This is a genomic window from Echinicola arenosa, assembly GCF_014841125.1.
Lineage (GTDB): Bacteria > Bacteroidota > Bacteroidia > Cytophagales > Cyclobacteriaceae > Echinicola > Echinicola arenosa.
In genome coordinates, this window is sequence record NZ_JACYTQ010000003.1 from 250,602 (window position 1) to 273,483 (window position 22,882).

A 22,882-nucleotide genomic window follows, 5' to 3' on the forward strand; every position below is an offset into this window, starting at 1 on the left:
AGCCTTTTCTATATAAGTATATAAACATCTACAACAATGAAAACGACCGCTACTTATTTTTCTTTGTCATTTTTCATAATACTCTCCATGCTATTTAGCCATTGTGGAGAAAAAGAAAGGCCCCGATCAACGATCACTTTATACAATCAACCCTTATCTGTCATACAGGATACCCTAGAGGGGAAATGGGAGCTTCATTATGGAATAGGTGGAATCTGTGCTACATGTTATCATGATTTCGGAAATATTTTCTGGGAATTCACTCCTAACGGCCGAATCAAAGGTTATTCAGGAGCTACATTGAAATTGGACACTATACTTATATGGTATAAGGACAGATGGGGATATCCTGATACGGATTCCGCTTATGTCATGGGGTATTTTGATAAATTGGGGTATCCCAATGATTATATGGTGGACGGGATCTATAACGATACCCTTATTATCCATACCAATGCCTCCGACGCTATTTTTTATCGGTTTACAAAATTATCTGATGATCCACAATAAAGAAAATTGTTCTTTGCTATTGGGATCTATAATCTTACTGCACCATGAATCCATAAATATGAACTGAAACGAAAAGTTATGCATTGCTAGAGTCAGTACTAATTTTCAGTAATAGCTGAAACTCCGACCAAATGTAGTCTAATACACCTTCTATCCTTGGAATTAATAATCCCAGAAAGCTAAAACTATTTTCAGCTATGGGCGATACATATCAAATCAGTGACGAGGAAATGCCTTATTTTCTAATTTTTCAGGTAGTTGGCTAGGTAGTTGTTTTAAATGGAAGGAATACAGGGACATTACGTTGGAAAACCTGTTCTGTTGCCGAAAGGAAAAAGGGGTTTATCATTTCGGATACGTGGTTATGAGCAAACATTTGCATCTGGTATTTTGACGAATGATGTTATTTGGTAATAAAGTATAATAAGGTGTAGATTCAGTCTACTCCTAGACAGGGCGAGGAGGGATGGGGTATATTGATTACAGGGGATGAGGTTTGCGTCGGAAGATTGAGTCGGAGACTCAAGTTTAGGTGGTCCAGCACCTGTGCGGAGTGGCGTAGCCCAGATGGCAGGACAACGGGATGACCTATGAAGAGATATTGGAAGATTTTCCCGAAATAAACAGGGAGCAAACTCAAACCTGTCTTGCCTATGCTGCTGACAGGAAGCATAAAATCCGGGTGGTTTGATGAAAGTATTGTTTGGCGAAAATGTTTCTTTCCGGGTAGTTAACTTGTTAAAAGGTGATTATCCTGAAGTCAAACAGGTCAGGTTGCTAGGTCTGGAAAATGCCAGTGATTTGAAAATATGAGAAAGAAAATGATTATACAATTATCACTTTTGATGCTGACTTTTATGAACTGGCAAATATAAAGGGGTATACACCAAAGATCATATGGTTGAGGATGGGAAATACCACGACCAAAAGCATAGCAGAAAAAATGATTAGCATGCAATCAGTGATTGTTGATTTTATATTATCAGATGATCTAGAAGAATTGATTGATTTCTTTACACAAGACTTTGATGGTAACCAACTTGGCAAGACACCAAAAGAGATTTCGCCTAGGTGAGATAAGCCTCCTTTTGCTAATACCTTGGGTATTTGTAAATCCTGTTATAGCGAATGAATAATGATCTTATGACCATATAGTAGTAAAGAGGAGACGTAGTGGCAATGTCCAACTATTATTTATTTTTTTGATCTGGGAAAAATCACCTCTTAAAAGAGAGGGGCTGCTCTGTAAGCTGGCTACTCGCTAATAACAGTCACTGACTGTTTTCTTTACGCTCATCCCTCCTTTGTAGAGTATTTATTTGTTTTGGGGATATCTATTTTAAGCATTGTACTGTGTCAATAAAGAAGGAAAAGGGTATCTTAAGATAAAATTTAGCCCAGGCACACCAATTTAAGAATAAAAGGGAGCTTGTCAAAACTTTGGTTAACAGCTATACAAGTTGGTGGTCAAGCGAAAAAAACCATGCAGCAGGAAATCTCAGAAATGAAATATTATTAATCAATAAAAGAAGCTATCATGAAAAAATCGGTTAGTATTCTAATTGCCCTACTCTTAACATTTATTGGGCATGTACCACAATCTAATGCTTGCACAAGAGTTGTCTATAAAGGGCCAAACAACACCGTATTAACAGGTAGAACAATGGATTTTTCAATTGAAATCCCTGCAAATCAATGGATTTTCCCGAGAGGTATGGCACGTAATGGCGAGGTTGGAAATAATTGCATAGAATGGGTTTCAAAATATGGAAGTGTTGTGGTGAGCTCTTGGGACATTTCAACACCAGATGGCATGAATGAAAAGGGATTGGTAGCCAATATGCTCTGGCTTGTGGAATCCGAGTACCCAAAATTCAAGATGGACGGTGATAAAAAAGGATTGGCTATTTCACTTTGGGCACAATATGTTCTTGATAATTTTGCAACGGTTGCAGAAGCAGTTGAGGCTTTAAAACAGGAGAATTTCGCTATCGTTTCTGATTTCATTCCAGGAACAGATAAGTTCACAACCGTTCATTTATCAATTTCAGACGCCACAGGAGACAATGCCATATTCGAATACATCAATGGCAAATTGGTTATACACCACGATCCTACTTATACGGTAATGACGAATGACCCTCCTTTTGACCAGCAATTGGCCATTGCAAAGTATTGGGAAAATATTCCAGGGAAAACCTTTTTGCCGGGTTCTGTTACTGCCGCCGACCGCTTTGTAAGAGCTTCATTTTTTATAGATGCTATTCCTCAGACTGACAATACAAGAGTGGCTGTGGCTAGTGTTTTTAGCGTAATCAGAAATGTTTCAGTGCCATATGGATTTCAAATTGACGGCTATCCAAATTTATCGACAACCCGTTGGCGAGTTGTTGCTGACCAAAAAAACTTGGTTTATTATTTTGAGACAGCTTTGACACCAAATACTTTTTGGGTTGATTTGAACAAAATCGACTTCAGTGAAAAGGCCAGTGTGAAAAAATTAGATCTATCGAATAATAAGACCTATTCAGGTGAAACCTCAAGTGAGTTTAAAGAATCCGAGCCGTTCAGGTTCATAGGTATATGATAGTATTGACAATATTGTTGTATGGGCCATTTTAAAGCTCCAAATTCCTGAATTACAGGATCATATTAGCGAACTTTTTAGAAGTTCAATTTTATGTGCTGAAGGGGTATCTCAACCATTGATTTAAAATGTTAATCCTCCATTATAATGTTATTATCCTCCTTTATTATACAATCTGATTATCTGCTATGATGCCAGTAACCATACATCCTTTGCTCAACTTGTAGGAAGCCTGTCTAACTGCCAGGTAGAACTGAAGATTGACGTCGTGGAAACCTAAATCAAACAAAACGATCGTTTCCATTCGCTGTTAATCTTTTCTGGTTTAGTTGCGGTTATATTTATTAGTAAAAATGTTTCCTTACCTGTAAATCACTTGTTTAACCTATTAAATGGATCAACTCAAGCGTTTATCATATAATTGTTCCTTCAGTAAACATTTATTAAAGCCCCATGCTACAATTTGACCAGAGTAGGATAGAAATCTTTGTGTTCATCGAAATATGTTGCAAGAAAGAAAATCTTATCCGAGTTATCTGATCCCTCAACAATTCGAAAAATCAAATCAGCCATTCAGCTCCTTAATAGTTGGAAAAATATTGGCTTATCGCGATGAGGGATAGAAGGATTTCCAAGGTAGCTATCGGAAAACGCCTGTTGGTGAAATCCGCTGCCAAAGCCCAGAAAGCAGTGGACTACCTGACTGGTGGAAATGCTTAAAGCAAAAAAGGGGATAACCCCCTTTTTTGTTCATACGATTATTTGTCCTTGTTTTTGATTTCCTGTACCTCGCTTCGGATTTCCTGGGCCATGGTCTTCATGGCTTGCATGCCGTTTCTTACACGGGTTCCGGCAGCTTTATTGCCCTGATCATAAAACTTGGTGAAATCTGCTTCCAAGGATTCCACTAGTGATTTTAATTCTGAAAATTTACTCATCTTTAAAGTGTTTGTAGTATAAATAAGTTGATGGTTCCAAATTTATCCAAAGTGAATGCCAAATTACTGCAATACCTTAAGTTTTTAGGCTGTTTTTTGCTTGGCAATGCTCCATGAGGCAATTAAGTCCTCCTTTTTAATGAGGTGCTTTGAAAAATCAATGACTATTGGATTGCCTTCAGATGTTCTCAGTACAATCCAATCCCTCCCCTCAGCCTCAATAATACTTCCTGAAAGATCCTCTTTGGTGTTGCGGAATCCATTGCAATAATGGTCTTGAATAATTATTCCAACGTGGGTCATATTGTTATCTTATGGTTCAAACATATGAAAAAAGGGTGATATTTTCATTAAATGAGTTGGATACAAAGATTGACCAAAACACCACCTATTAACAGTTTATAATAGATCAATTATTTATGTTAGAACTGGTTATATATGGCTTTTACTGTTTTCTTATGGGCAAAATTCAAATATTTAAATGGCTTTAAGTAACGATGGCTACAATAATCAAAATGAGGCATATGGAGGTATAAAAACATCCCGTAAATGAAAGAACATGTCTTCTTAAAAGCCTTCTGGAGAGTTCCTGTATAGAATGAGTGGATTCTTTTTTCCCTTTTTGACCATTTTTTTTATGATGAAACCTTTTGGATTTTTCAACCAGGTAAACTTCCAAAACCCAGGCCAAAAGGCACAAGAAAGCTGCTCCCAGCAAATACCTGGTGTCCAATTGGTAGCCTGTTACCAAAAAGGACAAGACTGTAACCCCTAGTGCACAAAATTTAATGGAAGTGGAGATTCCCGTTGGTTTTGCATCTTTTGAAAAATGGAATAAGTCTTTCATCAAAAGTTGTGGTTTATAAAATTCAAAAATTACAGATTTGAATTTATTATTGAAATACCCCAAAAGGGGTATATTTTATATGTTTCGTGTGTTTATAAACAATAATGTCTTGGGGATGAAGAAATTTCGGATAAATAGAAAGTATTGAACAGGTTCTTTCTTAAGAAGGCTAAATCTAGATGAACATTCATTACAAACTGCAGTACTTGGAGGAGTAATAGACCTTATTGAATATTTTTCCAAGGCAACCACAAAAGGCTTGTTCGCTTTGTTATATAAAAATAGGGGAAAGGAATAAAGAAATATTCCCAAAGTATTTATCTCTATTTGCGTCTTACCTGATGCATGAACCAGGTAGAACAAAAAGGTACATTCTTCCCATTCATACATTCCTGCATAATAGCTTGTTTTTGACCTGATGTCCGTCCATGCCAGTTCCACATCGGTCCCTATGAGGCACCTGCTAATTACATAAAAGTCTCCAAGAGGTGGACAAATTTCCTTTTGGAATGATTATTCCAACGTGGGGCATATTTCTATCGTAAGATTCAAACATATGAAAAAAGAGGGACATTTTCAGCAAATGAGCTGATGACAAAGATTGACCAAAACACCATCTATTAATAGTTTAATAGATCAATTAATTAAGGCATAGCTGGTTATATATGTTTTAAATTGGTTTTATGTGTATGTTGTTTATTGATTATTTTAAGCAATGCAATTCAGTATATTGAAAATATATTTATTTAAAAATGTATTTTATATTCTTTTTTTTGTTGTATATTTACATCGGTTAGGTGATGAGATGTTTTCAAGTGGTTTAAGGTCTAATGTAATGATAGGTCATATTTACTTGATCAGGAAATGGATAATTTTTTCTATCCTACCCGTTTTTTAGTTTGGATAGACTGATTGGGGATGTAAATGACATAAAATTTACAGTGAGACTTTGCTAGCTTGAGCATTTTAATCACTGGAGAATAAATTCTCTACTTCATAATTTGAATCAGGATAAGTCTTTGGCTTATCCTGTTTTCTTTTGGCCTAAACTCAAATATTTAAATTGCTTTAAGTATTGGGATATGTAACTAAAAGAAAACTATGTCTTTATTTTTAATATTGTTGTTTAGATTTATTGATTACCAATGAACTATTACCTTTGAAACAATGGGTAAGTGGTCTGAAAGAAGCTTAGGTGGCGTATCCGAATGGAGAAGTTCCCAACTTATTTTCGGATAGCCAAAAATATAATCAATTTTATATTTTGGTTCATCAGAAGAAGCAGTTGGCTTACCATTGTCAAGGAGGATCCATTTGTTCATATCAACCTGAATTTCAGTTGATTTGGGTCGTGCATTAAAGTCTCCACATAATAAGATGGGTTTTTTATTATCGGTCAATTTTTTATTGATGGCCTGAACCTGTAATTGCCTTTCTTCTGTGTTGGTGTAATCCAAATGGGTACTTACAAAAATGATTGATTGTTGGGGTAGGTCAATATTTGCGACCAAAAAAGCACGCTGTTCTTTTCCGTTCTCTGTAAATGGCAAGAGAATTCTCTCTACAGAATTAATAGGATATTTGGAAAGAAGTCCAATACCATAATAACCTCCGGCATGATCGATGGTTTTACCAAAAGCAGCAAACATCCCTGTATAATATGCCAGTTCCCCCATAAAGTCCTTCCCATTTTGGTGTGGAGCTCTCTCCCTAAAGGTTTTAATATCTACCTCCTGTAACGCGACTAAATCAGCATCCTGTTCTTTGATAAACTCTGAAAATTCCCTCATCGAAGCCTTTTCTCCAAATCGTAAATTATAGCTGATTACAGTCAGCGTATCGGATTTTTGTTGTGCTTGTAATGATATGATATTACAGGTGAAAAAAAGAATGGAGAGAAATTGTTTCATGATGAGTTTTTTTAGTTTAACGAAAATGTGGTGAGTATGGGCAGGTGATCAGATGCCTCTGTCTGAATTACTTGGTGGTCTTTTATTTTGAAGCTGGATTGGGGCTTGAAGAGGATATAATCCAGTTTTCGGTTAGGCTCACGAGAAGGAATGGTATAGCATGAAGCGTTCCCTTCACAGGAACTTTTAAAATGTCTCTGGAAAAACGACGCCATGGTTGGGCCATCTGGTGTGGCATTTAAATCACCACCCAAAATTACGGGATAGTTGGATTGAGAGAGTATGCTATCGATAGCAGGAACCTGAAGTTCCCTGTTTTCCAAAGTCAGTTCCATATGGGTATTGGCAATTGTTAACCGTTTGCTACCTACTTTTATCGAGGCACTCATAAGGATCCGATAGCTTACATATTTCCCTTCAAGCTCCACTCTTGGCAGTTTATGTATTTTTTGATCTTCCATGGGATACCTTGAAAGAATACCCAAGCCCGTTTCTCCACCCTGATAGGCAATCGCCTTGCCGTAAAAATAATGTTTCAGGCCGGTTTTTTCGGCAAGTAAAGCCAATTGATCCATATGCCCACTTCTAGTAGTGTTTCGATCGATTTCTTGTAGAAATACAATATCTGCGGCGACATGATTGATGATTTTGGCAATGGAATCAACATTGGGTTCGCTGCTTTTGTAAGGAGCACAGTATTTAACATTGTAACTCATAACATTCAAGGTATTTCGCTGAACAGCTTTTTGCTCATTCAATTGAGAAACATTCATTGACACCCAGAATACCAATGGGAAAATCAGGTAATTCATATATAGTTGGAAAGTTAAGTCTAAAAACGGAAGGAAAAGGCTGGAACAATTTTATATGATCCAGCCTATTTTTTATTCCCAGCCAGGGTTTTGGCCCAAGTCTGGGTTTTTGATACGTTCAGCATACGGAACAGGCCATAAATAATGTTTTGAAGGATCAAAGTTATCAAGGCCTCCTTCATCTACAGACTTTTCATAGATGATGTCCCCAAATTCATCGATGCCATTGTCAGGGTAGGGGTTTGCACCCAGATCATTCATGCAAACGTTCAAACTAGGACCTACCATTGCTTTGCCCAAATGTTTTTCGCCTTCTTTCCATCGGAGGATATCAAAATACCTCATACCATCCATGGACATTTCCACTCGTCTTTCACGGTGCAGTTCTGTTTTGAGGTCCATACCCCAATCATTCAGTTCCTGAAGGTTCATGGGGTGCATGCCCACCCTTTCTCTTAATTGATTGATGGTCATATCAATTTGGGATTGGGTAAGGGTTTCTCCCTGTATATTGAAAAGTGCTTCAGCATAAATCAATAGAACTTCAGCAAAACGGATGACATTGATATTGTTATGGTCCCGGTTATATAAACCTGCTAGTTCCAAGGAATTGTATTTTTTAAAGTAAAAACCCGTTAATCCGTTTGCTCCCAGTCTGTTGTTGTTTTGAAGTACAGCAAATCGAGGTAATTGATAGATATCGTTGTCGGTACCGGTGTCGGTATCCCCATCATCACCACCGGGCCATTGATCCCCTGGACTGTAGACGGTCATTTTCAACCGGGGGTCGCGGTTTTCAAAATAATCAGTGTAATGTTGCTCTGGAAATGTGTACAGATCAGAGGTGCTTACAGGTTTTCCGTAATATTCCAGCCCTGCCTTGGCAGGTTTTCCATCTGCACATAAATAGGCATCTACCAAACGTTTGGAAGCGTTTAGACGAACATAGTCTACCGGTGTACAGGTATAGTTACTGAGGTTGTTTGTGCGTAAGTCTTCTACAAACAAGCTGTATATGATCGCTTCTCGGTTGGCAGGGTTTGTTTCTGCATTACCGGCAAGCTTGTACATATCCTGATAGTTGCTGTATAATTCATAAGGGCTGTTGTCGATGATTTCTTTTGCAGTGTTGGCCGCCAATTCCCACATTTCATTTTGGAGCGCAACGCGCGCCTTTAAGGCCAAAGCCCCCCAGCGGTTTATCCTTCCTATATCTTCCCCAGATGGAATTTCCGAGCCAAGTTTGCTGGCCGCCCAATCTAGGTCATCTAATATGAACTGGACAACCTCTGATCTTGGGGTTCGGGGCATGTAGGCCTCTGATGCGGTGATGACGCGATCCACCAATGGAACGTCACCCCAATAGCTGGTCAACCAAAAATACTGAAGGGCCCTGAGTACCTTTACTTCTGCAGCATAAGTATCTTTGATATCCTGATCAATAGCTGCCTTGTTATAGTGATCTAAAAAGTTGTTGCATGTAAAAATGGGCGCGTAGAGCCAAGACCAAAAGGTGTTAAAAGGAAAGCCATCCATGGCAGCATGTCTTCCACCAGGCACCTTGCTCAGACCACTGTTCAAATCTCCCCAAACCACGTCCCCTCCATAAATATTGGGATAAATGATCAATTCGTAATCCAAGCCTTCATAACAGGGGTATAAGGCAGCCCTGAGCTGACCTTCTGTCTGCCAATAAGTTTCATGGGTGACGCTATCCAAAGGATATTTGTCCAAAAAATCTTCATTGCAGCCGCTGGCCAATACCAGTAGCAGGAAAAGCGAATATTTTATATAATTCATGGTAATTAGATTAAATGTTGTAAATGGATTATTCTTTTAAAAACCTATTTGCACACCCAAAGCCATGGTTTTCACCTGTGGATAGGCATCCCCTGAAGTTTCACGTACTTCCGGATCGAAACCTCCGAAATAATTGGTAATGGTGAATAAGTTTTCTGCTGTAAGGTAAATCCTACACCGACTCACCTTAATTTTTTCTACCAAGTGTTGTGGAAGGGAGTATCCCAATTGGATGTTTTTGAGCCTTAGGTAAGAGGCATCTTCCAACCAGTAATTGGAAAAAAGGATATTATGATCTGCCTCATAATACATTCGCGGATAAGTGGCCTCCGTATTTTCAGGACTCCACCGATCCAGGTGTTCCACTTTTGGCACCGAATAATCATTGATAAAAGGATGTCGGGCCTCGTCCCGCAGGTATCCGTTGACTTTTCCTACCCCTTGGAAATAAAAGGAGAAATCAAACTGTTTCCAGTTGGCGTAGCCTCTAAAACCGTAGCTGTAGCGCGGGTAAGGATCCCCAAACACGACCTTGTCAAACTCATCGATGATGCCATCAGGCTGTCCTGCTTCTCCACTGATGTCCTTATAAACGACATCGCCAGGTTGTACGATATCAGCATAACTGCTGATTACCGGAAAAGAGGGGTTTAAGTAACGGTCATTGTCCTCATCATAGGATTCGAAATCCTCTATTTGGGCCAAACCATCAGTAAGGTACCCATAATAGGCATTGACCGGATCACCGACCCTTCTGATATTGTCTCCCAAGGAGGCAGCACTGGTACCCATGTCAGTGATCTGGTTCTTGGCATCTGAGATATTGGCAGTAATTCCATATCGAAGTTCCCCTATCTGGTCATTCCAGGCCATGGCTATTTCCCAACCTTTGTTTTCTATGGCTCCAATATTTTCCAAGGGAAGGTTACTGGAAGACGTTATACCGATTAGGGAGGGGTATATAGGCTTGAGAAGGGCATTGATGTTCTTTTTCTTGAACCAGTCAACCGACAAGGTCATGCGGTCTTTCAAGAGACTGAAGTCTGCCCCTATGTTGAGCATCTGTATGGTTTCCCATTGGATGTTTTCATTGGCCAAGGCATACTGTTGAAACCCAACATTCTCTTTCACCCCTATGGGGTAAGCTTTGGTTTGCCTCTGAATTTCTGTAAGATATGGGTAGTAATTGCCACTGATATTCTGGTTTCCCAATTCTCCCCAAGAAGCCCTGATCTTACCAAGGGTGAGGATGGGTTTGGCAAAATCCATAAATGGCTCTTCAGAAAATTTCCAACCAGCTGAAAAGGAAGGGAAAATACCCCAGCGGTTATTTCGGGCAAACCTGGATGTACCATCTACGCGCAGGTTGGCTTCAAAAAGGTATTTTTGTTCAAAATCATAGTTTACCCTGCCAAAGAAGGAACGAAGGGCCCATTCTTCAGAAGTCCCTCCATTAATGATATCCTCTGTACCTGCGTCCACCTCGGTAATGCCATCAAGTAGTATATTCTTTCTTGATGCATATAGTCTTGGCATGCTTGCCCACTCTTGGGAATATCCGGCCAGGAATTTTAAACCATGCCTTCCCAGGATTTTTTCATAATTGAAAGTAGATAAAAGTGTTTGGGTTAGGGTGCTGTTGTGGGTATTGGAAATACCGTTCCTGATATTTTCATTGGCAGGATGGGGGGTACCGTCTGCCAAAAACCTGGGCATGGTAGCGGTCCAATCCTTGATGTCTCTGGAGTAATAGTTGTAGGCATATTGGGCATTGATGTACATGCCGTCAATCAGGTCCAAAGTAGCTTTGAAATTTCCATTTAGCGTTCGGGACTTATTTTTGGTATATCCCGATTCATAGGCTGTTCTCACAGGATTGGAAACGGAGCCATAAGACCAGTAAGGGGAGTCTTCCCAGCCTCCGCTATTGGTGGGGCTTTGCCACATCACTGGGAGAAGAGGAGAAATACGCTGGGCCAACCTAAAAACACCTGATGTACCTGCTCCGCCTGCGTCACGCTTATAGAAATCCACATAACTGATATTGGCATCGACTTTTAATCGGTCGATTACTTGGGTTTCCATTCTCAAGCGGACATTGTTTCTGGACGAGAAATAAGGGTCTCCTATGACCAGGCCTGTTTGCTCCAAATATCCATAGGACAAGTAATAGGCTGACTTATCAGTTCCTCCTTGGATGTTGAAATTATGGTTTTGTTGAGTCGAGTGAGACTTGTAGGTTTCCGCTACCCAATCAGTATTGGAATAGTCATTAGGGAAATTCCCGGAATCATACATTTCAAATGCTTCATCCGAATAGGCTATGGCTACTCCTCTTGCACGTCTGGCCTCATTTTCCAAGGTCATATAGTCTCTTCCACTGACCAAAGCAGGGGTGGCAATAGGACTTTGAATACCGAAGTAGTTGCTGTAGTTAAGGGAAACCTTTTCTTCACCCTTTCCTTTTTTAGTGGTTACCAAGATCACTCCATTGGCTGCCCTGGCTCCATAAATGGCCGATGAAGCGGCATCTTTGAGTACGGTGACACTTTCAATATCATCTGGATTTAGCAGGTTGATATCTCCACCTGCCACACCGTCTATCAGAATCAGTGGAGTGGTCTGGCTGTTGATGGTATTGACTCCGCGAATCAACAGGTTGGTAGCGGGGCTTCCCGGCTGGCCAGAAGGGGAAGTAACCGTCAATCCAGGGATCAAACCCTGTAATCCGCCAGCTACGGAGGAGATAACCCTGCCTTCCAATACCTCACCTTTGACTTCCGCCACTGCACCCGTGACATTGGCCTTTTTTTGACTTCCATAACCGACCACAACAACTTCATCCAAACCGGTGACATCTTCATTTAGCACAATAGTGACGGTTGTACGGCCATCCAGCTTATATTCATTGGGCACAAAACCAAGATAGGATACCTTCAGGACTGCATTAGGGCTGGATACTTTTATCCTAAAACTACCTTTTATATCTGCAATGGTGCCATTGTTGGTGCCCATTTCAAGAATGGAAGCACCAGGCAGTGGCTCTCCATTTTTGTCAATTACCTTACCGCTCACGATGGTCTCTGGAGCAGGATCCGTTCCCTCTATAATTAGTTTTTTTTTCTTTTTTAGGACAATTTGGGTGTCCGTTATGATTTCGTATTCTATATCATTGGAGGCAAATAGCCTTTTAAGCACCTTTTCCAAAGGTTCCTCCAAAGCTTTGAAAGAGATGTTAAGACCAGGGTCAAGTTCCTTGGTATTATAGATGAACTTATAGGAAGTCTGTGATTCAATTTGATACAGCACTTCTGATAGGGGCATGTTTTGGATGTTCAAGGTTACCTTATCCTCTTGTCCAAAGGCTGAATAAGCCTGGATGGGACTGAAAAGAAAGGTCATGGACAACAAGAGAAGCACTTGGAAGAATTCAATATTCTTCCAGTACCTTAAAAAGGATTTGCCTTTCGGCTTACATAGATTTTTCATACTTTTGAAATGCATTTAGTGGTTGAATGATATTTGATCACAAAATCTTTCATCGGAAAATGTTCCAGCATTTTCCGATTTTTTTTGTTGAGGTATTTTATGATCGTTTGAAAAATTGGGGTGTTATCGTTGGTTCATAGGCATTGGTTTAATGGTGAATAAATATCTTGTTTCCCTTGATCTCATATTGTAAGCCATAGGCTCTTTTAAATGTCTCCATGACCTCATCAATGGTTTCCACATCGAAACTGGCAGAGTAGTATTCTGTTTCAAAAGTCCCTTGGCTATTGACTATCTCTACATCATAGTGTCTTTCCAGCTTTTTAATGATGTTGGGAAATGAAATATTCCTGAAGATGATTTTACCGCTTAGCCAGGCCGTATACATATCCAGTTCGGTTTTTTTGACCTGGATTTCGTTGCCAGACTTATCCCAATTTGCCAATTCTCCAGGTAATAAAACAGTGGCCCTTTCATCATAAGAACTATCGTTGTTATAAATACTGACCTTTCCTTCTACCAAAGCCGTTTGTACCAAGGGGTCTTCCGGATAGGAAGAAACATTAAACTCCGTGCCCAAAACCCTAATATTCATCAGGTCAGCTTTTACAATAAAGGGTTGGTCAGCGTCCTTTTTGACTTTGAAGAAAGCTTCGCCACTTAAAGTAACAGACCTAGTTTCCATGTGGTCGAAGCTGGTGGGATAAGTAAGCGAGCTTCCGGCATTCAAGGTGACTTCAGATCCATCTGGAAGGATTACTTCAAAGCGCTTTGCATAGGGGACTTTCAGGGTATTGAAGCTGGGATTTCCACCATCGTTATTTCCCTTTTTGGATAAATAGGTTAATCTTCCTCCTAGCTGATTTCCGATTACCTGACCTTTACTGTTTTTAATGGACAGCTGTCCAGATTCTTCCATTAGAATGGTTTCACCATTGCCCAACTGAAGGGTGATTACTTTATCATCACTATAAGGTATTGGTGATTGATCATAAATCCCTTGAAATAGATAGAATAAAGCTCCAAGCCCGACTACTAAGATGATAGATGCTGCATATTTTAGTAAAGGTGATCTGAACTTGTATATGGACTTGTTTTGAGTCTTGATTTGAAACTGTTTCCATTTTGAATTAAGGTCAATCTGGTCCGAAGTTTCTTTAAACTTACTGGCAATATATTGGGCTTTCAGCTGGTAGAACCGGTCTTCATTGCTTTTAGAAATCTGAAACCATGCTTCAATGTCCTCCGTTTCTTTCCCGGTAGCTGTTCCTTCAAAATATTTTAAAAGTTTAGATTCGTCCATTGCTGTTTATTGGTCAACTCAACAATAAACGGCTCAGCTTAAAAAGGTACGTAATGGGAAAACAAGAAATTTTGTTTTTTCTATTCTAAGTTTTAAAAAGTGGTATTCAATAAACTCAGCATGGATTTGGGACTAGAGAAACAATGTCAAAAAATCCTTGAGTTGTAATCGCATTGATTTTAAGGCAAGTGAAATATGGGTGTCCACAGTTCTTTTGGAAATATTCATTTCTTTTGCAATTTCTCCATTTTTCTTTCCATCAATCCTACTTTTAACAAATACCTCTCTTTGTTTTTTGGGCAGGGCAGCTATACTTTCCGAAATTTTCAGCGCTAGTTCATTTTCCAAAACCTTAGAAGCAGTTTCATTATGGAGAAACCGCATAGGGTCTGTCATTGCCTTATCATAAAGTAACCTTGATTTTTGCATAACCACCTTCTTATGCCTTAAATAATCCATACAGGCATTTTTGGTAATGGTAAAAAGGTAGCTGTTATTCAAGTGAGTGACACCATACCTACGCTCCCACAATTTTAAGAAAACATCTTGTACCAGCTCTTCGGCATCAGAATCATGGTTTATATAGTATTTGGCCAAGTGGAAGAGTTTGTCATAATACAATTTAAAAAGTAACTCAAAAGCCTTCGAAGCATCCTTTTCAATCAGCTCGATGAATTGAGGGGAATCAATATTTAGGCTTAGATCTGGCAATTACAATTTAGCGTTTGAAGGGGATTATTTGTTTTTTGCGGGTGATAAACAATATTAATAGGTACTCCTGTATAACAAAAATAGAAAAAAGCCGAAGTCATCAAAAAATTACCGATATAAAGAAAACGTTATCTATTTGTTAAATAGGATTTAATGGCCTTTAGGATTGGATTCTTATCCTTCAGAAGATAATGGGTAGTTTTATATTGTTAATTTGAATATGGAGTAGAATATATCCATTTGTATTATGGCAATGGGCCAATATACAACTGCCCATTGCCTTAAAAATTATTTTTGCACTACTGACAATATTTTTAGTTGTCGCTCTCCTGCTGGCAGGGTCCAATTGAATTGATGACCTTCCCGATATCCAATCAGTGCAACAGCCAATGGTGCCAAAATGGACACTTGGCCAGTTTTGATATTGGCATCTTGGGGAAGGACCAATGTAAGCCTGATGGTGTTTTTAAACTTCAGGTCCAATACCTCGACAGTAGAATACAAACGAACTATACGTTCATCAAGCAGAGGATCCTCCAAAACTTCACAGTTTTTCAGTTCATTTTCCAATGGCAACAGGTCGTGGTGCTGACCATTGGATCTAGATGATAGGAGTATATTTCTAATGGTTTGATAATCTGATTTTCTTATCAATGGTTTCATAAAATTAATGTTTAAATATGGTTCAAAAACTAGTTGACCAACTGAGGGCCTTTGTCAACCGATGCTTCTTAAAATATCAATTAAAGGACATTTCAAGATTTTAAAAAGATAATCGCTCTCCAACAAGGCCCTGTCGGAGAGTTAATGAATAAAGGCTTTACTGCAGGAAAACCACAAGACCACTTTTCTAACAAATGAAAATGCAGGTTTGAATATTAAAGGGTATGATTCAAGGATAATCATAAATAAAAGTTAATGCTTCTTATGATTATCTTTAGATTGCTGTTTGTTGGTTGGGCCTAAAGGATTATTGGTATGGACACGGGGCTCTTCCAATAGATAAGTATCTTGCACGTCAGGACTTGAAATGAAACATACAGGAGAAGTCATCGACTTCCTATTATTTGGGAAATAATATTTACTGCTTTTCTGACTCAAGTGCTGTGATTAGTTATGTCTTTACATCTTTACGTATTTAGATACAAATGGTTGATACCAAATAACAATCAAATTGATATTTTTTGGCTTTAAAGCCTATTTTAATAAATTGATAATATCAAATCATGGATTGATTGCAAGAGTGTTGCTTCCTTTGCGAAAAGGAAAGGTTGTTGCGTGTCTTGTTGCTGGATCAGTAAAATAAATAATTGATATATAATTGAAATGGGCATAGATAAAAAGGATAAACTGTTTTCAGAGAGGGTTAGGTCAAACTATTCTCCTTTGAAGGATTTATTCTATACCTACCATAAAAAGTTGGTCTACTATGCCATGCAAATTATTGGGGACCAATCATTGGCTGATGACCTTGTTCAAGAGGTTTTTATTCATGTATCACAATGGCCGGAATCACATTTTTTCAGAGAAGAGGACCACATAAGGAATTATTTGTACAAGGCCGTCAAAAACAAAAGTATTAATGCTTTAAAGGATCTTAAAAAAAATGCTTCCAAAAAGGAAGAACTGGATCCCGAAGCAGTACAAGGTTCTACCGCTTTGCACCACCTTATTCAGTCAGAAATTGTCGGTATGGTTTATGAAGCAATGAAAAGCCTTCCTGAGGGATGCAGGACTGTAGCTGAACTGTCCTACCTTGAAGGCAAAAGCAATAAAGAAGTGGCCGATATTTTAGGTGTTACCGTCAATACTGTAAAAACTCAAAAGCAAAGGAGCCTGAAACTTCTTAAACTAAGAATTGATCCTGAGGTTTTTACCCTGTTTTTAATATTAATAAACTGTTAATAATGTAACGGCAGTGTTATTTTAAGCAGTTTATTAAAAAAAGTTTATTTTTCTTTCACCCAACTTTTAGCTTACAATGTAATAAGGTAAAGACATTGGAATGCAGAAGGACAATTTATATCACTTTTATGCCAAATTAATTCATAAAGAATTAAGGAATCAACTGGATCCCCAAGAAAGGAAACTATTGGAGGAATGGTTGTCGAAAGATCTTAAGAATAAGGAATTCTACGATAAGATTACCTCAAGTGGCTTTATTGATCAACAAATTTTTAAGCTGGAGAACATTGATTCGGACAAGTCTTTTAAAAATCTGGAATCAAAGATCTTATCCAGAAGAGGTGAAACATTAACCAGACAACTTTGGATTAAAAAAACAGCTTCTGTTGCTGCGGTTTTGGCCTTGATGTTTTTGGGATGGTCTCTTGCCCATTTCACAGGCTTACTTGACTCTTCCGGAAATAATATGAATATAAACCAAGTTGCGGATGTCCCCCCCGGTAAAGAAAAGGCAACACTGGTCTTACCTGATGGGAACAGAATTCATTTGGAAGATTTAATTGAAGGTAAAAAACATACCCACGAAGGCTTGCAGGTCACCAAAAACAAGGACTTTGTGGCCATAAGTTTGGATTCAAAGCCAAGTTTAAAATCTGATAAATACTCTAAAGTTATTGTTCCAACTGGCGGAAAATATACTGTGGAATTGCACGATGGGACAAAGGTATGGCTCAACAGTGCTTCTACCCTAAGTTTCCCATCCGAATTTAAGCAGGGAAGGAGGGAGGTTACCCTCAGTGGTGAAGCTTATTTTGAGGTAGCCCATAACCCAAAATCACCATTCATTGTTGAAGCAAACGGCACGCAGGTCAAGGTTTTGGGAACCCACTTTAATATAAAAGCTTATCAAAATGAAAATGTCACCAAGACAACCCTACTGGAAGGAAAGGTTGAAGTAGCTTACAATGGGCGGAAGAAAGTATTGGTGCCTGGATATCAAGCGATGAGTAATGAGGATTTGGAGGTGTCCATGGGGTCTTTAGAAGAGGCTATTGCTTGGAAAGAGGGATATTTCTTGTTCCAAAGTACCAGATTGGATGAAGTTCTCCGACAGTTGGAGCGCTGGTACAATATTAAGGTAGATGCCAAAGGGCAAATTCCTACCAGGCATTTTAACGCGTCTATCGATATGGATACGAAATTGTCCAAGGTAATTGAAGTCTTGGAACTATCTGGCGAAATAGATTTTGAATTTAAAAATGGAATACTCTATGTAACAGAAAAGAACTAAAAAAACCAGTGGTCCTCGGAAAACCACTGGCACGGCTGATCAATGCCATTCAATCTTCACAATTAAAATTTATCAATCAACTTCTAAACTGTAAAGTTATGAAATTTACCTACTTGGGACAAGAAGGGAAAGCGCTTTCCTTTGCCCCGCCAAATTACCTTTTGGTTATGAAATGGACTTTTATTTTATGCTTGGCCCTATGTTTTCATGTTAGTGCCAAGGTGCATTCCCAAGAACTGAACGTAGATGTCTATGAAAAACAATTTACTGAGGTTTTGGGCATTATTGAAGCCCAAACCAAAGTTAGTTTTGTTTACTCAGATGAGATCATTAATGAGGCCTTTCCGGTAAGCATTAGCTTACGCAATGCAAGCCTTGAATATGCTTTGCAAATTCTTTTTGACAAACAGCCTTTTACCTATAAAATAGTTGACAATTTTGTTGTGATTCAGAGGAAAGGGCTATCAAAAAAAGAGGAGAACAGGGATATTAGCGGCACCATAAGAGGTGCCGATGGAGAGGTGCTTCCAGGAGCTACGGTCAGGCTGAAAGGAGCATCGAAAGGCACCGTAACAGATCTGGATGGAAATTTTAAACTTTCCAATATACCTGATGATGCCATTTTGGTAATTAGCTATATAGGTTATGAACCAAAGGAGGTGGCTGTCAATAATCAATCTGTTATCCATATTATGCTTTCTCCTTCCGAAAACTCACTTTCAGAAGTGATAATCATTGGTTATGGACAGCAAGAAAGAAAAAAAGTGACCAGTGCCATTGCCGATTTCAAACCTACTGAAGAAAATTTCAGGCAGGTTCAGGGACCTGACCAACTCATGCAGGGCCGTATGCCTGGCGTTTATGTGGGAGCTGGTGGAGGTACCCCTGGCAGTGCCCTAAGAGTCAGTATCAGGGGGATTGGATCCCTTAGTGGTGAAAATGAACCTTTATATGTCGTGGATGGAATCCCTCTGGTAAATACCAATGCTGCTCTGTTCAACTTGGGGGAAGGAATGAATCCCTTGTCTCAACTAAATCCTGAAGATATTGAATCTATAGAAGTGCTTAAGGATGCGGCTTCTGCAGCAATTTATGGTTCACGTGCAACCAATGGGGTAGTAATCATTACGACCAAGTCAGGAAAGGAAGGGCAATCCAGTTTTTCCATTAATTCCAATTTCGGTGTCCAGTATCTACCAAATGTAGATAAGCTGAAAATGGCAGAAACCGATCTCTACTTAGAAGTCCAGAATGAGGCAAAGTACAATTTCAACCAACAATATGGCTATCAACCAGGAGATGGCAACTTTGTGGAGTACTTGCAAAATCCGTATCCGGGTATGCCTTCAACGGATTGGTTGGATTGGGTGACCAGAAATGCCTTGGTGTCCAATGTAAATATGTCATTTAGTACAGGAACCAAAAAGACCAAATTATTTATATCTGGTGGGTTTTTGGATCAGCAAGGGGTAATCGAAACCAATGAGTACAAAAAGTATAATGGCAAGGTAAATGTAAGCCACCAAGCGACAAATTGGTTGAATGTTGGGGTAAATACGAATTTAAGTTTCTCAAGAAACCATAGGATTCCAAATGGGGATTACGGATCATCTATTTTTTTAAGAAGTATGGGGCAAAGGCCATATGATAGGCCATTTAAGCCCAATGGGGACTACTATGTGGGAGGGACAGAAGAATTGGTTTACCATAACAATGTTCAAATCCTTAATGAGCAAAAAACAAAACTGGACAACTACAGGATACTGGGCAATGCTTTTGCAGATATTCAATTCAGTCCATCTTTACATTTGAAAAATAGCTTTGGGATGGATGCGGGCTATACGGAGGATTACCTTCACTATACGGATCTTCACCCTTATGGTGCTGGTCAAGGAAGGGTTTTGGATGAGCGAAGAATGTTGACCAATGGCTTGATAGAAAATACCCTTTATTATGATCACGAATTTGGAAAGCTGAGCATCAATGCCTTGGTGGGCCATTCTTATCAGAAAGTAACTTCAAGTACCAATTATATCGATGGCAGGGGCTTTCCTTCAGCATCTTTTGATGTTATATCGGTAGCCAGCGAAATCGCCAATGCCACGTCGGGTTTTGGAGAAAGTGCCTTGGAATCTTATTACAGTAGGGCTAACCTGAGCTATGCGGACAAATATATGCTTTCACTTTCCCTAAGAGCCGATGGCTCATCCAGATTCTCACCTGAAAAGCGATATGGTTCTTTCCCTTCAGTCTCTGCAGGATGGAATGTCTCTGATGAACCATTTTGGAATTTGAACAAAACGGATTTGAAGCTTCGGGCCAGCTATGGAGCGACAGGCAATCAAGATGGTATTGGAAGTTATGCCTATCAAGCTTTGATGAGTGGTGGTGCCAATTATAATGGGAATAGTGGATTGTCCATATCTACTTTTGGGAATTCGAATTTGACCTGGGAAACAGCCAAACAGTTTGACATAGGGGTAGATGCCGGGTTTATGGAAGGAAAACTCAACCTTACAGCGGATTATTTTATCAAAAACACCGAAAATCTCTTGTACAGTATGCCCATCCATGCTACCTCTGGATTTAGCAGCATTACCAGCAATATTGGGAGCATGCAAAACCGCGGTCTGGAATTGATGTTGGCTTATAATAACCGTTTTGGTGAGCTACAGTGGCAATCAGATTTTAATATTTCATTTATTGATAATGAGCTGACTTCCCTGCTAGGCGATGATGCACTTTTGATTGGAGCAAACAGAACACTTCAAGTAGGGCAGGAAGTAGGTAGTTTCTATATGTATAAAATGTTGGGTATCTACCAATATGATGAAGAAGTGCCGCAAACCTTATACGACCAGGGAGTCCGTGCCGGAGATGTGATCTATGAGGACCTTAATGATGATGGTATTATAAATGTAGAAGACCGCCAAATTATTGGTAGTTCCAATCCTGATTTTTATGGAGGCTGGTCAAACACCTTCAAATATAAAAACTTTGATCTTTCGGCTTTTTTAACCTATTCCAAAGGAGCGGAAGTATATGCCACATGGAGGATTACCACGGACCGTTTGGGATATGGAAACCAGGGCTTCAGGGAAGAGATTGCCCAGGATAGATGGACTGGGCCAGGTACCAGCAATGAGGTACCACGAGCCGTACATGGAAGTAGTTATAACCTGTACAATTCCTCCAGGTTTTTGGAGGATGGGTCTTTTGTTAGACTTCGCACCTTAAGCTTGGGATATACTTTGCCAAAGAGCTTATCGGATAGACTTGATATGACACATTGTAGGTTTTATGTCCAAGGAGAAAACCTGTTTATTCTCACCAAATACTCCGGTTTGGACCCTGAAGTATCGAAGAATTATGATGCCAGGTTTATGGGAGATGATAATATGAACCTCCCTCAACCACGAACTTTACGGGTGGGCCTAAATCTTACTTTCTAACTTTTAATGAAAGAAACCATGAAATTTAATTTATCCATATTCTTGCTGGCCCTACTATTGGCCACATCTTGCAGCAATCAGTTGGATTTATATCCAAGGTCTGCAGTTTCATCCGAGTCTGAACTCACAGAGGAGGATGCCAAGTCATTCCTTATAGGGATTTATCAATCCGTGCAAAATGACCCTGGCCGCGAATCCTTTATCATGGGAGATCTTTTAGGGGGGGACCTTAACTCGGCAAGCTCGGTAAACGGAGGAGGAACCAATGCATTTATCAGTAATATTTTAAGACCTGAACATAGCTACCCCAAAAATATCTGGATTGGGTATTATGAGGCATTGTACCAAGTAAATACTCTGATTGAAAGTTTGAAGCACCTTTCAAATTCACCAGAACTCAACCAGATACGGGGAGTATCCCATTATTTCAGGGCATATATTTATTATAATCTGGTTAGTAAGTTTGGTGGTGTACCTGTCCTCAGAGAAAACACCATGGAAAAGCTGCCTAGAAACACTCGTGAAGAAGTGTATGCATTTATAGAGGAAGATTTGGAGTATGCGATGCAATATGCCCCGAATTTTTCATCTGATTTGGGCGGTGACTATAATTACGTTTCAAAAGATGCCGCAATCGCGCTAATGGCAAGGACCAAGTTACTTCAAGGTAAAAAAGCTGAAGCAGTTGAATTAGCTGAAGAATTAATTGCAAAGCCTTATTTTGAGTTGGATAGTTTTGAAAAAATATTCCGTAGACAGGCTAATTCCGAGTTGATATTTGCTTTCGTCAACCTAACGATAGAGTCCAGTATCAACTTAAGCACTTGGTTCTATACTTATGCCCATCCCCAAAGTGGTTCCTACGTGTTCAAACCAAACCCTTGGGCGATGGAGATGTTTACCGCGTCAGACAGGAGATCCTCCATTTCGGTGGATACCTATGAGGGACTCGATGTAGTCAATAAATACCCCAGTGGTCAAACAGGTACAGACCCATTAAATGTAAGCAGACTTGCTGAAATGTATCTGATCAGTGCCGAAGGACAAGGGTTAGCGGGATTGAACAGATTAAATGAACTAAGAGCTGCAAGAGGATTAAGTCCCGTATCTGCTTCTTCGGAAGAGCAAATGCTTGATTTGGTATTAGAAGAGCGGCGAAGGGAATTATTTGCTGAGGGCTTTAGATGGGTAGATATGGTAAGAACGGGTAAAGCGGTGAGTGAAATTGGTATCCAAGAAAGGGAAACCTTATTGCCTATTCCTGAAACCGAATTGATGCTGAATGAGAAGCTTGTTCAAAACCCGGGTTATTAAACACAAATTATAG

20 protein-coding genes and 1 pseudogene are annotated in these 22,882 nt (G+C 39.4%); 10 read left to right on the forward strand and 11 right to left on the reverse strand.

Annotated features, from left to right (window positions below; genetic code table 11):
* Nucleotides 1–36 precede the first annotated feature (36 nt).
* From IFO69_RS10300 to IFO69_RS10315, 5 genes and pseudogenes are all read left to right on the forward strand, one after another.
* Nucleotides 37–510, forward strand: coding sequence for a hypothetical protein (locus IFO69_RS10300; RefSeq protein ID WP_192010023.1), 474 nt, complete (start codon nt 37–39; stop codon nt 508–510).
* Between the two features lie 580 nt (nt 511–1,090).
* Nucleotides 1,091–1,201, forward strand: a pseudogene (locus IFO69_RS21860) (DUF433 domain-containing protein); the annotation flags it as partial.
* Nucleotides 1,201–1,323 carry a DUF5615 family PIN-like protein gene (locus tag IFO69_RS21715; RefSeq protein WP_262891628.1) on the forward strand — a complete coding sequence of 41 codons (123 nt, stop codon included), beginning with the start codon at nt 1,201–1,203 and terminating at the stop codon, nt 1,321–1,323. The pseudogene IFO69_RS21860 and the gene IFO69_RS21715, both read left to right, overlap by 1 nt.
* Nucleotides 1,324–1,381: 58 nt before the next feature.
* Entirely contained in the window at nt 1,382–1,585 is a 204-nt protein-coding gene (locus IFO69_RS21720; protein WP_394354468.1) for a hypothetical protein, read from the forward strand.
* Nucleotides 1,586–2,047: 462 nt separating this feature from the next.
* Nucleotides 2,048–3,097, forward strand: coding sequence for a linear amide C-N hydrolase (locus IFO69_RS10315; RefSeq protein WP_192010025.1), 1,050 nt, complete (start codon nt 2,048–2,050; stop codon nt 3,095–3,097).
* Between the two features lie 166 nt (nt 3,098–3,263).
* Here the strand turns inward: IFO69_RS10315 and IFO69_RS10320 are convergent, their stop codons facing one another.
* A complete protein-coding gene (locus IFO69_RS10320; RefSeq protein WP_192010026.1) occupies nt 3,264–3,401 on the reverse strand; it encodes a hypothetical protein in 138 nt (45 codons plus the stop codon).
* A 284-nt stretch (nt 3,402–3,685) separates the two neighbouring features.
* Here IFO69_RS10320 and IFO69_RS21725 point away from each other — a divergent pair, with 284 nt between their 5' ends.
* Nucleotides 3,686–3,817, forward strand: a complete 132-nt coding sequence (locus IFO69_RS21725) for a hypothetical protein (protein ID WP_262891623.1) — start codon at nt 3,686–3,688, stop codon at nt 3,815–3,817.
* Between the two features lie 38 nt (nt 3,818–3,855).
* On the opposite strand, the gene IFO69_RS10325 is transcribed toward IFO69_RS21725, so the two are convergent.
* The 10 genes from IFO69_RS10325 to IFO69_RS10370 form a co-directional block, all read right to left on the reverse strand.
* Entirely contained in the window at nt 3,856–4,035 is a 180-nt protein-coding gene (locus IFO69_RS10325) for a histone H1 (RefSeq protein ID WP_192010027.1), read from the reverse strand.
* Between the two features lie 84 nt (nt 4,036–4,119).
* Entirely contained in the window at nt 4,120–4,338 is a 219-nt protein-coding gene (locus IFO69_RS10330; RefSeq protein ID WP_192010028.1) for a hypothetical protein, read from the reverse strand.
* A gap of 184 nt (nt 4,339–4,522) precedes the next feature.
* Nucleotides 4,523–4,882, reverse strand: coding sequence for a hypothetical protein (locus tag IFO69_RS10335; RefSeq protein ID WP_192010029.1), 360 nt, complete (start codon nt 4,880–4,882; stop codon nt 4,523–4,525).
* A 1,139-nt stretch (nt 4,883–6,021) separates the two neighbouring features.
* The gene (locus IFO69_RS10340) at nt 6,022–6,792 is read right to left on the reverse strand and encodes an endonuclease/exonuclease/phosphatase family protein (RefSeq protein WP_192010030.1); all 771 of its coding nucleotides are present in this window, start codon (nt 6,790–6,792) and stop codon (nt 6,022–6,024) included.
* Between the two features lie 11 nt (nt 6,793–6,803).
* The gene (locus tag IFO69_RS10345; RefSeq protein WP_192010031.1) at nt 6,804–7,604 is read right to left on the reverse strand and encodes an endonuclease/exonuclease/phosphatase family protein; all 801 of its coding nucleotides are present in this window, start codon (nt 7,602–7,604) and stop codon (nt 6,804–6,806) included.
* Nucleotides 7,605–7,676: 72 nt separating this feature from the next.
* Entirely contained in the window at nt 7,677–9,404 is a 1,728-nt protein-coding gene (locus IFO69_RS10350; protein ID WP_192010032.1) for a RagB/SusD family nutrient uptake outer membrane protein, read from the reverse strand.
* Nucleotides 9,405–9,440: 36 nt separating this feature from the next.
* Nucleotides 9,441–12,893 (reverse strand): SusC/RagA family TonB-linked outer membrane protein, encoded by a 3,453-nt coding sequence (locus IFO69_RS10355; RefSeq protein ID WP_225444090.1) that lies wholly within the window; start codon nt 12,891–12,893, stop codon nt 9,441–9,443.
* 148 nt (nt 12,894–13,041) lie between these two features.
* Nucleotides 13,042–14,196 (reverse strand): FecR family protein, encoded by a 1,155-nt coding sequence (locus IFO69_RS10360; RefSeq protein ID WP_192010034.1) that lies wholly within the window; start codon nt 14,194–14,196, stop codon nt 13,042–13,044.
* Between the two features lie 132 nt (nt 14,197–14,328).
* Nucleotides 14,329–14,907, reverse strand: a complete 579-nt coding sequence (locus IFO69_RS10365; protein WP_192010035.1) for an RNA polymerase sigma-70 factor — start codon at nt 14,905–14,907, stop codon at nt 14,329–14,331.
* A gap of 288 nt (nt 14,908–15,195) precedes the next feature.
* On the reverse strand, nt 15,196–15,570 hold the full coding sequence (locus IFO69_RS10370; RefSeq protein ID WP_192010036.1) for a GreA/GreB family elongation factor: 375 nt from the start codon (nt 15,568–15,570) through the stop codon (nt 15,196–15,198).
* A 663-nt stretch (nt 15,571–16,233) separates the two neighbouring features.
* Between IFO69_RS10370 and IFO69_RS10375 the strand changes: the two genes are divergently transcribed.
* The 4 genes from IFO69_RS10375 to IFO69_RS10390 all read left to right on the forward strand — a co-directional run bounded on the left by IFO69_RS10375 (nt 16,234) and on the right by IFO69_RS10390 (nt 22,869).
* Entirely contained in the window at nt 16,234–16,812 is a 579-nt protein-coding gene (locus IFO69_RS10375) for an RNA polymerase sigma factor (RefSeq protein WP_192010037.1), read from the forward strand.
* Between the two features lie 100 nt (nt 16,813–16,912).
* A complete protein-coding gene (locus IFO69_RS10380) occupies nt 16,913–18,103 on the forward strand; it encodes a FecR family protein (RefSeq protein ID WP_192010038.1) in 1,191 nt (396 codons plus the stop codon).
* A gap of 98 nt (nt 18,104–18,201) precedes the next feature.
* On the forward strand, nt 18,202–21,555 hold the full coding sequence (locus tag IFO69_RS10385) for a TonB-dependent receptor (protein WP_192010039.1): 3,354 nt from the start codon (nt 18,202–18,204) through the stop codon (nt 21,553–21,555).
* 18 nt (nt 21,556–21,573) lie between these two features.
* Nucleotides 21,574–22,869: a RagB/SusD family nutrient uptake outer membrane protein gene (locus tag IFO69_RS10390; RefSeq protein WP_192010040.1), complete on the forward strand. Its 1,296-nt coding sequence runs from the start codon at nt 21,574–21,576 to the stop codon at nt 22,867–22,869.
* The last annotated feature ends 13 nt before the right edge of the window (nt 22,870–22,882 follow it).